We start from the raw sequence: 13,681 nt of genomic DNA, 5'->3' as shown, positions 1-13,681 counted from the left end.
TAGCTAACGCGGAAAGGTTTTTACCATAGTTTTTGTATTTACTCACATATTCACCAGATCTAAATCCTATTAAACATTGCTGGACTAACTTTAAAAACTGTTTACGTAAAATTATTGATCAATGCCTAAGTTTTTCCTAATCTGTGGTAGAAACATTTCCGTGTTAGCTATATCAAAATTTTCTTTACCTTTATATAAAAAATGATTTAACTCACCTAGAAACTCACCGCAAACAGTAAGCAAACGTTCTTTTTCTTGATTTGGATCTCTAAATGGATGGGGATAGTTTTGATAATGCTCTTCGACTTTGGCTAAATCTTTTGAAATTTTTGTAGAAGCATCTTTTATTTTTTTAAAATTGCTCATAAACATCATTTTTAAGTTATTATTACATCTTTTATAATTAACTGAATAGTGTAATTATTTTGCCAATTATTTGTCTTTAATGTTCCTAATACTGAAATATTATGTGCTTTAGGACTAAGTAATACCTCTTCAAATGAAGTACCTAACGAATTAAAAGCAATAGCTTGTAATGCTTTACTACTGGAACTTTTTTTATTCGGAGCAAACAAGCATCTAATATGCTTACTTCCCACTATATCCGCTTTTAATACAAATAAATTATCAAATTTAAATATAGGTTCATAATTACCTTGACCAAAAGGCTCTAAAGTACTTAATTCTTCCATTAAAGGTAAGTGGACGCTACTAAGACTTAAATCAAGATCATATTCTGCTTGCTTATAATTTTCTAGTCTATTTAGGCTAATTCTAAAAGCGTTATTTAAGAATTCTTGTAATTCTTGTATTTTTTCGGCAGCTACTGTAAAACCTGCTGCCATGGCGTGTCCTCCGCCTGTAATTAGTAAATTTTTGACTTTAGCATTAATAATCTCAGCACCAAAATCAATACCTAAAATAGAGCGACATGATGCTTTACCAATTCCGTCATTTAGGGCTATAACTGCTACCGGCTTATCAAATTTCTCTTTAAGTCTTCCTGCAACAATACCTATAACACCGGGATGCCATCCTTCTTTAACAATAAATAATAAACTATTATCTTGCTGCGTCTTAGCCATTTCCATTGCTTCTTCTATCATCAGCATTTCAATGACTTTACGTTCATTATTATGTTTCTCAAGCTCTTCAGCTAATTTAAGAGCTTCATTAGAGCAATCGGTAGATAATAGATTAGCACCTAAACTTGCTTTTCCTACTCTACCACCAGCATTGATACGCGGACCTAAAATAAAACCTAAATGATAGCATTTTGGGATTTCATTAAGCCCTGCCATATCATATAACGTTTTAATACCGATATTTTGCCTTTGATGCATTATTTTTAAGCCGCTCGATACAAAAGCACGGTTTAACCCAATAAGCTTTACCATATCGCATACAGTACCAAGAGCCACCAAATCCAAATATTTCATCAAATTAGGCGGAAGAGTTTTCTCAAAATAATTTTGCCTCTTTAAATCTGATAATATCCCAGTTGCAAATAAAAAAGCGACCCCTACAGCTGCAAGATGTTTACATTCACTTGTCTCATCAACACGATTTGGGTTTACTATAGCTACTGCTTCAGGTAATATTTCAGTAGAAATATGATGATCAATAACGATTACGTCAAGCCCTGCATCCTTTGCGTATTTCAAGGCTTCATGAGCCATCGCACCACAATCAACTGTTATTAATAATTCAGTGCCGTTATCTTTAATTTTTTGCATAGCAGAAGGAGTAGGACCGTACCCTTCAGCTATACGATCAGGGACATAAATATCACAAACAATATTTAAATCTTTGAAAACATTTTTAAGTAATGCTGACGAAGTAGCACCATCGACGTCATAATCAGCAAATATACATATTTTTTGCTTACTTAAGATAGCTTTAATAGCTCTATCTACTGCCTTTTGCATATCAAGCAGATGGAAAGGATCAGGAAGCAAATTTTTGATTTTTGGCATTAAAAAATCTTCTGCCTTAGCTATATCCTCAATCCTTAAAGATATCATTCTAGCAAGCAAATCACTGATTTTAAAACTACGGCATAATTCTATGACTATTTCCTCGTTAACGCTTCTACGCTGCCATATTTTACCATTTATAGATGCTTGCAATTTCATTAATTACCTAAATTGTTTAAACGTTTCCATATGATGTTAGGTAATTATACAATAAAAATCATCATTTTTACCCATACAATCAAACGTGCCGCAATCACTTTCCTTTTCTGAATCTAAAATTTTTGTTTGACTATTATTATCACTATCCTTGTGCTCTTTTAATGAGTCTGTATCAGCAGTGATACTAATTATTTCTAAATCTTCATCATTATAGTTATCTTTTTTCTCTTCTATTTCATTTAACAGAATTGATTCATTACTATTTAAACTATTATTAGAATGAGTTTTTTCTATTCTTACATTTCCAATTGACACGCTAGACATTCTACCTTGAGGATCATATGTATATATCGTTATATCATTTTCATCTTTATCCATACTTCACCTCTTATAACCTGAATTCTGGATTCGCTAATTTTGAGATATAGCAGGTTTGTTAGGTTTCATACAGTATGCAATTAGTGCGGATAAGTCTGAAGTTTTGACAAAAATTCTAATTATTTCTGACTAAAGTAAAAATTTATATTTAAAGTTAAATATTTAGTGCTTTTATCAGCTTAAAAGCGATATTTCTACAATTTAAAGTAAATTATTTGATATATAATACAAATTATAGATTGATACACTCGCCACTTTTTTTAATAAAAATTTTTTGTCAAAACTTCAGGATATGTACAAAGGCATTCCAAATTGATCTATGTCTTGTATGCTCGATCTCGAAAGAACCCTTCAGCACACTAAATACTGTTTCGATAATTGACTGAAGTTGTGACAAAATCCTTTCCATAAGGAGAAATGTATTCCAATTTTTTTATACTTTTTTAGTAATAACAAAATTTATTTATTCTATCTGGGTACATAATGTATCAAAAACTGTAGCAATTTTGTCTAATATTGCTGGTTTATACTCACTAATATTATTGGGTAATTCTAGCTTTTTAATGATGCTCCTCGCAGCAGAGCTACGAGGTATCTAAAAAAGTTTTAGTTGTTTCTTATGATATCACGAAGCAGAGCTTCGGGGAATTAAACCCTGAGAGATTAAATGAGGTTTTGGTAATTTGATTACTTCCATCAAAACTTGATTTTATTGTAATTTCCAACTTACCATGTTTATTACTTTTGCGTATTACTGGTGCAAATGGTTTGACCTGATGATTATTTCTAATATTGCGATAGTGGACTAATGGTATGGACCTCCTGATATAGAGAATGAAAAGCAGTTGCTAATCTTCTAGGGTTAATATTTAACATATTAAAACAACAATTAAGGAGGTCCATATGGAGGTTACTACAATTGGTATAGATATTGCAAAAAGAATTTTTCAAATTCATGGTGTAGATAAAAATGGCAAGACAGTATTAAAGAAAAAATTGATGAGAGATCAGGTTTTGACATTTATGGCTAATTTACCACAATGTTTAGTAGGGATGGAAGCTTGTGGTGGTTCTAGTTATTGGGCAAGAGAAATAACTAAATTAGGGCATGAAGTAAAACTAATGGCACCGCAATTTGTCAAACCATATGTTAAAACTAATAAAAATGATCAAGCAGATGCTGAAGCGATATGTGAAGCCGTGACAAGACCTAATATGAGATTTGTTGCAATTAAAACTATAGAGCAACAAGAAATTTTATCAATACATAGGGTAAGAGAGAGATTGGTAAAAAATCGTACAGCACTTGCTAATGAAATTAGGGGGCTACTACATGAGTTTGGTTTTATTGTTCCTCAAGGCATTAATAAGGTTATCACAAAATTAATTGAGATTTTAGATGCAGGGAAATTAAGCCAGTTAAGTTATCAAACATTTAGTGAACTAAAAGAAGAATTCTTAGATAATAACAGAAAAATAAAAGAGATAGAAAAACGATTAACAATGATAGCAAGTAACCTAACTCAATATCAACGATTAAGAGCTATACCTGGTCTTGGTTTAATTACTGCTACTGCTTTAATAGCATCAATAGGTAATGCTACAAGTTTTGAGAATGGCAGGCAATTATCGGCATGGCTAGGATTAGTGCCAAGACAACATTCAAGTGGTGGGAAGGATAAGCTGCTGGGAATTAGCAAGCGAGGTGATGTATACTTACGCACTTTATTAATTCAAGGGGCTAGAGCTGTACTAAATGCCAAGATAAGATTTACATCGGAAGAACAGAAATCTAAAAAAGATTTTAGCCAATTTACGAAATGGATGTTTAATTTATCTGAGCGAAGTAGCCATAATAAAACGACAGTTGCCATAGCTAATAAGTTGGCAAGAGTGGTGTTTGCTGTACTAAGATCAGGAGATGATTATGTAGAGAGTAAAGTTTGTAGCTAAAGAGTGTGTAGCATAGCACTTATAAGTAAAATAAATGGTGATTTATATAATGAATAGGTAAAAGCAAAACAATATGTAAGAGATTCCAACCCGAAATATGCTTGAGATAATTAATATTGATGGTAAATAGTCTATCCGCCAAAAACACTTCAAATCCTGATCATTTGTAATGGGATAGAGTTTTGACAACAAATTGCTAAGATTTTCAATAAAAATTAATAAGTTATGTTAATTTTTACTGATACATTTCTGTGTTGGTCTAATTTTGATATGGAGCTATTGTTAACGATTTTTTATCGTTCATCTAGTTTTTGCATGATGATATTTTTGATTTATGTGGAGTTAGACACGATTTGTAAATGATTTGCAATGCATCGTAAATTCAAACCAATAGCAGAGATTATTGGATTGATAATATCTCCTATCATACCTTTCAAGAAGTTTCTACCCATCCGACCATATTGCTTTAAGTGACCTATTATTGGTTCTATGGCACTGCGTCTCTTGATCATAGACTTGTCCTCTTGTAACAACTTCTTCCGCGTTTTTGGGGTATATACCTTACTCTTCTCCTTTACATTGCTACCACTATACCCAAGATCAACAAATGATTTCTTTATCTTGATTCCAGTGACACTCTCTACTGCTTCAAAGCTCTGATGCAATGTATGACCATCATAAGGATTATTATGAAACGATTTTGCGGATAAAACAAAATTTCTACGACCACTTACTACTACCGCTACTTTATTGCCAAACTCATATGGCTTGTTGCGTTTTCCCTTTCCTATACACTCTACTTCAGGGGCATGAAAACTATATAATACTTTGTTATCTTCTTTATATTGCTTTTTAGCTTCTCTTTTTAAAACAGATTGGTTATGTATTTGTTTTATTTTTTGCAATACTTCTTGATTTTTGAGCGACAAGTTTAATTGCTTATTTTTGATCTCACGCTCACATACTCTAATCAAACGACCCAGTAATATTTTTAAATGCTTCATTATTTTCCAACGCTTCTTGGCTTTACTATGTTCTTTATATTTCCATAGCTTTACTATATCGCGTTTATAGGTTCTAGCGTATGTTTCATTCAAATGTATACCCAAACTGTTGCAAAGCTTTACTATGCTAAGCCTAGCTTTATCCATTAAATAAACATCGTGTGGGTGTTTGATATTCTTAATTTGTACAGTCGTATCAGCGATGATTAATTCCAAATCTTTTTTTTTAATTGTGTTAGTTTTTATCCCAACCCTGATCAACTCCGATAATATCTCATTATATCCAGCTTCACCTAATACACTACGAAACCGTCGTATACTAGTTTCCGAGATAGCTATGTCTTTTTCTATATATTCCCACCCGCAGAAATACTGCCAATACATATTCTCTTTTAGCTCTTCCTCTGATAATGAATCTGAAAAATTATACATTGCTTGTAGCATCGTTATGCCAAGCATCACTCTATGACATTTTCTATTTCTACCAAATTTCTTAATACAAACATTTTTTGATAACCACTCTTCGAGCCTAGACCAATTTATTAATTCTCTTAATTTATATAGCTTATTATTTGGGTTTAATTCTTCTTTTAATTTATAACCAAACAGTTTCCCTTGTTCTTGCGATTTGATAATGTTGTCTATTGGCATTGACTGAAATCCATAAGGTTTATGACCATATTTTATCATTTTCTTACGGATTGTTGTATTACTTCTTGTCTTAAAACCATATTATCTATAAGGCTTGTAGAGTTTTGGCGGACGGACTAAATAAGACAAACCTTAGCTTACAAAAAAACTGCGTTTTTCAGTGGCTCTTTTAGAAGCCGATGGACTGATAAGTATATAGTTTGTAAGCCAGCGAATTCCATCAGGGCTGTAGAATAAATTAGGTTGATTTATCAGCTATAAGCCGGATACATGACTGCATTTGTTTGTTTTTATTATTGATGTTATTTTTTTCTTGCATTCTACAGGAGGTCCATACATGAAAAATCAAGACAAAAAAATGAGTAGTAGGCTCTGTCTCATCAATTGTGTAAATTTCGTGAACCATTAAATTCTACCATCAAATTTGATCATAAAATGAGCCATAGCTTCATTCCAATTGGGGATAGGCATAGACCATTTTTTGGTAATATAATCAATTGTCAGATATAAAACCTTAAATACTGCATCATCATTTGGAAAGATGCGTTTATTCTTAGTAACTTTTCTCAATTGGCTATTCAGCGATTCTATCGCATTTGTAGTGTAAATAATCTTACGAATCTCCTTTGGATATTGCAAGAAAATTATCAAATTATCCCAATTATTATACCAAGATTTAGCTATATGCGGATATTGCTTACTCCATTTTTGATCAAATGACTCAAGAGCTAATTCTGCTTCTTTTTCAGTAGCAGAAGTATAGATTAGTTTCAAATCCGCTGCTAATTGCTTTCTATCTTTATATTATACATATTTGAGGCTATTCCTGATGGCTTTGTTGCATAAATAAGCTTTTGAATATACTGCCCCTAACCCCGCAATGCTAGCCTAGCCAACAGGCACAGAGATAGGTTTACCAATTTCAAACATTTTGTTTAATAAGTGGCATTTAATAGACATTTCTTTTGTCATATTTTGATCATGTCTTGATAGAAACTTACTACCAAAAGAAGTTTTAAATCGAAAGAACGTGTTCTCTACACGCTCCCTTCTACCATAATTATTCTTTACCCTCCATGCTTGGTATCCTTTGTTTTGTTGATATATAACAGCTGCATCTCTCTCAGTTTTATCCCTAAGCGATTGAACTTTTACTGAAGAGTTTGGGGGTCTAATAACTGGTTTTATCTTCTTCTTTCTCAACAATTGATATGTAGATTCACCGTCATACCCTCGATCTCCCAGAAAATCCTTGGCTCTGACATTAGCTGTTAGTAGTCCAATCTGTGATCTATCATCTATAGTATGCTCTGTGGTACTATCGGCAAGTATCATACCTTGATCTTCTATAACGATATGTAGCTTTTTCCATATGCGACGCTTATATTGCTTACCATGCTTATTTTCTAGCCATTCGTTCCCTGTGTAGGCTTGTATCCCTGTACTATCCATTGAAATACAACTAAATTCTTTATCTTGATTTCCATGTAAATACCTAAGATCTAATGACTTCATACGCTTACTTAATGTTGTATAGTCTGGACATCTAATAGATAAACCCGATATTTCAAAGAGCCAGTTTATAAAGCCTTGGGTTTGGCGTAACTTAAGACCGAATAAGCATCTGATCTTCAAACACTGTAATATAGCGTGATCACTATAGCGTCTAGGTCTTCCTCGTTTCATTTCCTCTCTGTAATCAGCATACCAGCCAATCGCCAAATCACTGGCAATCATAAAATCTATGCGACCCCTATTGCGTAAAAAATTATTATATTCCGACCAATTCGTTATTTTATATTTAGAATACTTGCGTGATTTACTAAAAACCTGAATTCTGGATTAATCTAGGTTTGGAAGTAAGTATTTACAAGGGATAGAAGATACTCTATATAATTTTTAGCAAAAAAACAAGAGTATCCCCATGAAGAAAGATATTACTGCATTATTTTGTTTTGTCGATGATTTTTGTAAAATTAGCGAGCAGTGGATTAATAAATCATTTCTACCATTAATTAATCTCTCAGGGTTTAATTCCCCGAAGCTCTGCTTCGTGATATACTACTTGAATGGAAGAAAGCAGTTATGTACATAAGAGTCATAATGTCACAGTACTAATATATCATTTAGTAACGCCGGCAAAGTATAGAAGAGTAATATTCAATCAAGAACTAGATGATTATTTGTGTAAAATTTGTGAGCACATAGAAGATCGTTATGAAATTAGATTTTTAGAAATAGGAGTAGATAAAGATCACGTACATTTTTTATTACAGTCAATACCAATGTATAGCCCAACAAAAATAACTCAAATCATAAAAAGTATTACTTCTAAGAAAATGTTTGAGAAATAGTCCGTCCGCCAAAACTCTACAAGCCTTATAGATAATATGGTTTTAAGACAAGAAGTAATACAACAATCCGTAAGAAAATGATAAAATATGGTCATAAACCTTATGGATTTCAGTCAATGCCAATAGACAACATTATCAAATCGCAAGAACAAGGGAAACTGTTTGGTTATAAATTAAAAGAAGAATTAAACCCAAATAATAAGCTATATAAATTAAGAGAATTAATAAATTGGTCTAGGCTCGAAGAGTGGTTATCAAAAAATGTTTGTATTAAGAAATTTGGTAGAAATAGAAAATGTCATAGAGTGATGCTTGGCATAACGATGCTACAAGCAATGTATAATTTTTCAGATTCATTATCAGAGGAAGAGCTAAAAGAGAATATGTATTGGCAGTATTTCTGCGGGTGGGAATATATAGAAAAAGACATAGCTATCTCGGAAACTAGTATACGACGGTTTCGTAGTGTATTAGGTGAAGCTGGATATAATGAGATATTATCGGAGTTGATCAGGGTTGGGATAAAAACTAACACAATTAAAAAAAAAGATTTGGAATTAATCATCGCTGATACGACTGTACAAATTAAGAATATCAAACACCCACACGATGTTTATTTAATGGATAAAGCTAGGCTTAGCATAGTAAAGCTTTGCAACAGTTTGGGTATACATTTGAATGAAACATACGCTAGAACCTATAAACGCGATATAGTAAAGCTATGGAAATATAAAGAACATAGTAAAGCCAAGAAGCGTTGGAAAATAATGAAGCATTTAAAAATATTACTGGGTCGTTTGATTAGAGTATGTGAGCGTGAGATCAAAAATAAGCAATTAAACTTGTCTCTCAAAAATCAAGAAGTATTGCAAAAAATAAAACAAATACATAACCAATCTGTTTTAAAAAGAGAAGCTAAAAAGCAATATAAAGAAGATAACAAAGTATTATATAGTTTTCATGCCCCTGAAGTAGAGTGTATAGGAAAGGGAAAACGCAACAAGCCATATGAGTTTGGCAATAAAGTAGCGGTAGTAGTAAGTGGTCGTAGAAATTTTGTTTTATCCGCAAAATCGTTTCATAATAATCCTTATGATGGTCATACATTGCATCAGAGCTTTGAAGCAGTAGAGAGTGTCACTGGAATCAAGATAAAGAAATCATTTGTTGATCTTGGGTATAGTGGTAGCAATGTAAAGGAGAAGAGTAAGGTATATACCCCAAAAACGCGGAAGAAGTTGTTACAAGAGGACAAGTCTATGATCAAGAGACGCAGTGCCATAGAACCAATAATAGGTCACTTAAAGCAATATGGTCGGATGGGTAGAAACTTCTTGAAAGGTATGATAGGAGATATTATCAATCCAATAATCTCTGCTATTGGTTTGAATTTACGATGCATTGCAAATCATTTACAAATCGTGTCTAACTCCACATAAATCAAAAATATCATCATGCAAAAACTAGATGAACGATAAAAAATCGTTAACAATAGCTCCATATCAAAATTAGACCAACACAGAAATGTATCAGTAAAAATTAACATAACTTATTAATTTTTATTGAAAATCTTAGCAATTTGTTGTCAAAACTCTATCCCATTACAAATGATCAGGATTTGAAGTGTTTTTGGCGGATAGACGAAATATCCAAATCTTAAAGAAAAATTATGGGGAAGTGAGTTTTGGAGTAAAGGATATTTTATGAGCACAGTAGGTAAACATGGTGATGAGCAGAAATTACGTAATTATGTACAGAATCAAGGTTCAGGCAAACCTTCTTATAAAGCATTTCAACAAAAACAGTTAAAGCTTTTTGGATAGATACCTCGTAGCTCTGCTGCGAGGAGCATCATTTACTTCTAATATAGGCTCAACAAAAATTTACACAATCATTGCAAAAGACTCGCTTATTTATGCAACAAAGCCGCTGCGAGGAGCATCATTTCATACCAACAGTTTTCGGGGATATTTGATTTGTTACTAAAACCGCATATAATTAAATGATCTTTTGCTCTAGTCATTGCAACGTAAAGTAATCTTATATATTCTTGTAGATCTTTTAGCTTTTCTGCATCTTTCATTTTTTGTAGAAATTCAGGAGTGTCAGCAGCATTAGCAGAAAAGAACATTCGACCACTTGTATAACTTGCTTCTAAAGGTAATTTATGCGTCAATCCGGTACTCGCATCCTCACGTACTAAAGTGTACGCTGCGGTGCTGCGTTCCGTGTTTCCTATAAATTCCTCTTTATTAGCTGCGTTCTCCAAATGGTCTATTCCCCTATTATCATCCCAAATAAATTTACTACTGCTGATAGGTAGGGTGGTGGAGTCGCATAATATAACAATTGGTGCTTCTAAACCCTTAGAGCCGTGTACTGTCATCACTCTTATTTTATCGGAATGCTCCATATCACGCTTAATCCAAATATCGTTATTCTCAAACCAAGATACAAAACTTTGCAAAGAATTATCCATATTATTTGCGTAATTGCTGCTTAGTGTTAGTAGCTCATTTACCATATCATCGATATGTAAATTTAGAGTATTCACAAGTAAATCGAAAAAATTATCGAGAGTAGAATTTTGGTAAAGCTTGATAAAAGAAGTAAGTTTATTATATATATCTGGATGTGAGGACAGATTTTTCCATAAACTTTTATCGTTTTTATTTGTTAGAAGTTCGTATAATTGTTGCTCGCTAATACCGATAATCGGTGATTTAAGTAAGGCTGCAAGGTTTAAATCGTCGTAAGGTAAAAGTACAAATTTAGCTACCGAAATTAAATCCATCATCGATAAGTGCTCTTTAAGGTTTACTTTATCGCTTGCCTCGACTTTAAGGTTAGCTTTGTTAAGCTCTTTTATAAGATTATTGCTAAATTCATCTCGCTTTCTTACCAAAATCATAAAATCTTTTTCGGATATAGGATTACCGGTTGCTGGTAGAATTTCTTTGCTGGCTATTTTTTCCTTTATGAAGCTAATAATTTTTTCTATAAGTAAATCAGCTGACAAAAGAGCATTGGCATAATCTTGTGGCAATGCCCAAAAAAGTTCCTCCTGCTTTTCGCTTGTTACCAAAGACCAAATTGTTACAGAACCGGTATGTGTACGAAAGGCAGAAATTACCGGATTATCGGATAGGAAGAGAGTAGGGTAATGAGCTTTTATATATTTAAAAACCTGATGAGTAAATTGTAAAATTTCGCCGCATGATCTATAAGAATATTCAAGCATAATTTTCTTAAATTTTTTATTTGCTTTAGCGAGATTCGTTTGTAATTTCTCATTCACTAAATTAAAATTCGCAAGATCAGCACCTTGAAAACTATAAATAGATTGCTTATCATCCCCAACGATAAAAATACTACTATCAGGTCTATTAAACTCGGTTATTAGAGTGGTGATTATATTCCATTGTTCACGGCTCGTATCTTGTGCTTCGTCGACAAGTATATGATCAATCTTGCTTTCAAGCTTATGCGATAACCACTCATGTATAGCTTTATTCTCAAATAATTTTTCGGTGTAATAAATTAAATCATCATAATCAAGAAAGTTATTTTCTTCTTTAAATTTCTCATATTTCTCTAGCAAAATATAAGCAAGTTTACAAAGTAAATTAGTATGATATTCTAGCTCTTCTATGCGATATTCTTCGTCTAATTTATAAATCTGAGATGTTAGTTTCTCTAACTCTAACAGCAATTTAGGATATTTTTGGGTTAGCTCTTTCGATAAAAGGCTTTTACGTTTTTTTTCGTCTTTGGTAAAAAATAACTCTTTCGGCTCTATTTCTAAATCATAATCTGCAAATAAATTTTTTACCTTATCATAGATATTATTTAGCTCGGATAGTGCTAATCTCTTATTGTGTATTTCTGTCGGAATAGTTTTATGAGTGAATAATTTTTTGAATTTAATCTTCCGATCAATGATCTCGCTGAAAATATCCTGCAAAGTTATTTCATGAAAACGATTTAGTAAAGTTTTAATTAAATCATTATGTTCATCGCTTAAATAAATCTCATTTCGTATTTTTAGAAAGATATCTTGTAATTGTGTCTCTTCAAGAATCTGAAACTCGGGTGTTATGCCGGCTTCTACGGGAAAAGTTTTAAGGATTTTTTGACAAAATGCATGAATGGTATAGATATTTAAAGGCTCGTTGTTATCAAGCAATTTGCTATATAGATTTTTTGCATTTTCAAGCTCTAAAGCAAGCGGCTTTTGACCACTCATTAAGAAAAGCTCCTGTTCTAGTTGTTTAGGATTGCAAAGAGAGAAAGTTTTGAGTTTGTTACTAATTCTTAGCTGCATCTCTATGCTAGCTGCGTTAGTAAAAGTGAGGCATAAGATATTTTGAAAATTTACTCCTTTGATTAATAGGCGTAAAAAACGATCAGTGAGAATTTTGGTTTTACCAGTGCCAGCAGACGCCGACACCCAAACGGAATAATCAGGATCAGAAGCTTGTTGTTGTAGATTGTTCATTTGTTTTTGCGTGTGCATGACAGAGAACGCCTATAAATCCTATAAATTACAACTAAAGATGCGGCGAGTCCAAACCAAGTAAAAGCGTATTCTAAATGATCATTTCTAATAGCTGCTAAATGATTTATTGACAGTGGTAGCAAAATATCCAAGTTGCTAATATCTTTGCTTTCTTCAATAAGATAAAAATTCTCGAGATTTAAGCCTAAAACTTTAGATGCCTCTTTTAAGTCTAAGGTCAACCATACATTGTTTTTAATATCATTGGCAGGCAAGTAGCTACGAGTTTTTTCGGATGGCATAGTAACGCCGATAAGCTCATGTGGTTCGTCATTGGTTGCTTGCGTAATAATATTTTTATTGCGGTGACTAAACCAGCCTCGAGCTACTAAAATAACCTTATTATAATTAGTTTCAAATGGCGTTACTAAATAATAACCATCTTTCTCGCTCGACATTGATCTTCTGCCATACAAATATATATCTTTATTAGGTAAAAAATGCCCATGAAGTTTTATTTTTTGATAAGGTAAGTTGTCATGAATTTCAGCTAAATCGATTGCAGGTGAGGTAAGATTTTCTTGCATTGATGCTAAAAATAGCTTCTTTTCTTTTAAGCGATTAAGCTGCCAAAAACCTAGTGAGACAAGGATTATAAAGGTGATGAGTACGGTGAGTTTGGTTTTCATGATTGGGTTTTAGGAATGT

General features: G+C 32.6%; 8 protein-coding genes and 6 pseudogenes. 5 read left to right on the top strand and 9 right to left on the bottom strand.

Annotated elements, in window-relative coordinates:
- Positions 1-171: 171 nt before the first annotated feature.
- From AAHI98_RS05975 to AAHI98_RS05960, 4 genes and pseudogenes are all read right to left on the bottom strand, one after another.
- Positions 172-366, bottom strand: a pseudogene (locus tag AAHI98_RS05975) (class I SAM-dependent methyltransferase); the annotation flags it as partial.
- Positions 367-377: 11 nt separating this feature from the next.
- Positions 378-2,135: a single-stranded-DNA-specific exonuclease RecJ gene (gene recJ / locus AAHI98_RS05970; protein WP_342225318.1), complete on the bottom strand. Its 1,758-nt coding sequence runs from the start codon at positions 2,133-2,135 to the stop codon at positions 378-380.
- A gap of 36 nt (positions 2,136-2,171) precedes the next feature.
- Positions 2,172-2,513 (bottom strand): hypothetical protein, encoded by a 342-nt coding sequence (locus AAHI98_RS05965; RefSeq protein WP_342225317.1) that lies wholly within the window; start codon positions 2,511-2,513, stop codon positions 2,172-2,174.
- Between the two features lie 289 nt (positions 2,514-2,802).
- Positions 2,803-2,925 (bottom strand): annotated as a pseudogene (locus AAHI98_RS05960) (transposase); the annotation flags it as partial.
- Between the two features lie 491 nt (positions 2,926-3,416).
- Between AAHI98_RS05960 and AAHI98_RS05955 the strand changes: the two are divergent.
- The gene (locus tag AAHI98_RS05955; protein WP_342224642.1) at positions 3,417-4,466 is read left to right on the top strand and encodes an IS110 family RNA-guided transposase; all 1,050 of its coding nucleotides are present in this window, start codon (positions 3,417-3,419) and stop codon (positions 4,464-4,466) included.
- 332 nt (positions 4,467-4,798) lie between these two features.
- Here the strand turns inward: AAHI98_RS05955 and AAHI98_RS05950 are convergent, their stop codons facing one another.
- The 3 genes and pseudogenes from AAHI98_RS05950 to AAHI98_RS05940 form a co-directional block, all read right to left on the bottom strand.
- A complete protein-coding gene (locus tag AAHI98_RS05950) occupies positions 4,799-6,160 on the bottom strand; it encodes an IS5 family transposase (protein ID WP_342224717.1) in 1,362 nt (453 codons plus the stop codon).
- Between the two features lie 366 nt (positions 6,161-6,526).
- A pseudogene (locus tag AAHI98_RS05945) lies at positions 6,527-6,952 on the bottom strand (transposase); the annotation flags it as partial.
- Positions 6,953-7,009: 57 nt separating this feature from the next.
- Positions 7,010-7,915, bottom strand: a complete 906-nt coding sequence (locus AAHI98_RS05940) for an IS5 family transposase (protein ID WP_342225390.1) — start codon at positions 7,913-7,915, stop codon at positions 7,010-7,012.
- A 130-nt stretch (positions 7,916-8,045) separates the two neighbouring features.
- Between AAHI98_RS05940 and AAHI98_RS18545 the strand changes: the two are divergent.
- The 4 genes and pseudogenes from AAHI98_RS18545 to AAHI98_RS05925 form a co-directional block, all read left to right on the top strand.
- Positions 8,046-8,174 (top strand): annotated as a pseudogene (locus AAHI98_RS18545) (IS982 family transposase); the annotation flags it as partial.
- A 16-nt stretch (positions 8,175-8,190) separates the two neighbouring features.
- Positions 8,191-8,469: pseudogene (tnpA, locus tag AAHI98_RS05935) on the top strand (IS200/IS605 family transposase); the annotation flags it as partial.
- Positions 8,470-8,552: 83 nt separating this feature from the next.
- Positions 8,553-9,914, top strand: coding sequence for an IS5 family transposase (locus AAHI98_RS05930; protein WP_342224717.1), 1,362 nt, complete (start codon positions 8,553-8,555; stop codon positions 9,912-9,914).
- Positions 9,915-10,130: 216 nt separating this feature from the next.
- Positions 10,131-10,298 (top strand): annotated as a pseudogene (locus tag AAHI98_RS05925) (transposase); the annotation flags it as partial.
- 86 nt (positions 10,299-10,384) lie between these two features.
- Here AAHI98_RS05925 and AAHI98_RS05920 read toward each other — a convergent pair.
- Positions 10,385-12,973, bottom strand: a complete 2,589-nt coding sequence (locus tag AAHI98_RS05920) for an exodeoxyribonuclease V subunit beta (protein WP_342225316.1) — start codon at positions 12,971-12,973, stop codon at positions 10,385-10,387.
- On the bottom strand, positions 12,970-13,662 hold the full coding sequence (locus tag AAHI98_RS05915) for an SURF1 family protein (RefSeq protein ID WP_342225315.1): 693 nt from the start codon (positions 13,660-13,662) through the stop codon (positions 12,970-12,972). The genes AAHI98_RS05920 and AAHI98_RS05915 overlap by 4 nt, the downstream gene beginning before the upstream one ends.
- Between the last annotated feature and the right edge of the window lie 19 nt (positions 13,663-13,681).

It is taken from the genome of Rickettsia endosymbiont of Urophora cardui, assembly GCF_964030725.1.
Lineage (GTDB): Bacteria > Pseudomonadota > Alphaproteobacteria > Rickettsiales > Rickettsiaceae > Rickettsia.
The sequence above is the reverse complement of the archived record's forward strand: the minus strand, read 5'-3'. Positions and strand labels throughout refer to the sequence as shown.

Excerpts from the sequence above, each read along its gene's own strand:
- AAHI98_RS05965 (WP_342225317.1), bottom strand. The coding sequence starts at position 2,513 with ATGGATAAAGATGAAAATGATATAACGATATATACATATGATCCTCAA.
- AAHI98_RS05950 (WP_342224717.1), bottom strand. The coding sequence starts at position 6,160 with ATGATAAAATATGGTCATAAACCTTATGGATTTCAGTCAATGCCAATA.
- AAHI98_RS05920 (WP_342225316.1), bottom strand. The coding sequence starts at position 12,973 with ATGAACAATCTACAACAACAAGCTTCTGATCCTGATTATTCCGTTTGG.
- AAHI98_RS05930 (WP_342224717.1), top strand. The coding sequence starts at position 8,553 with ATGATAAAATATGGTCATAAACCTTATGGATTTCAGTCAATGCCAATA.
- AAHI98_RS05955 (WP_342224642.1), top strand. The coding sequence starts at position 3,417 with ATGGAGGTTACTACAATTGGTATAGATATTGCAAAAAGAATTTTTCAA.
- AAHI98_RS05915 (WP_342225315.1), bottom strand. The coding sequence starts at position 13,662 with ATGAAAACCAAACTCACCGTACTCATCACCTTTATAATCCTTGTCTCA.
- recJ (WP_342225318.1), bottom strand. The coding sequence starts at position 2,135 with ATGAAATTGCAAGCATCTATAAATGGTAAAATATGGCAGCGTAGAAGC.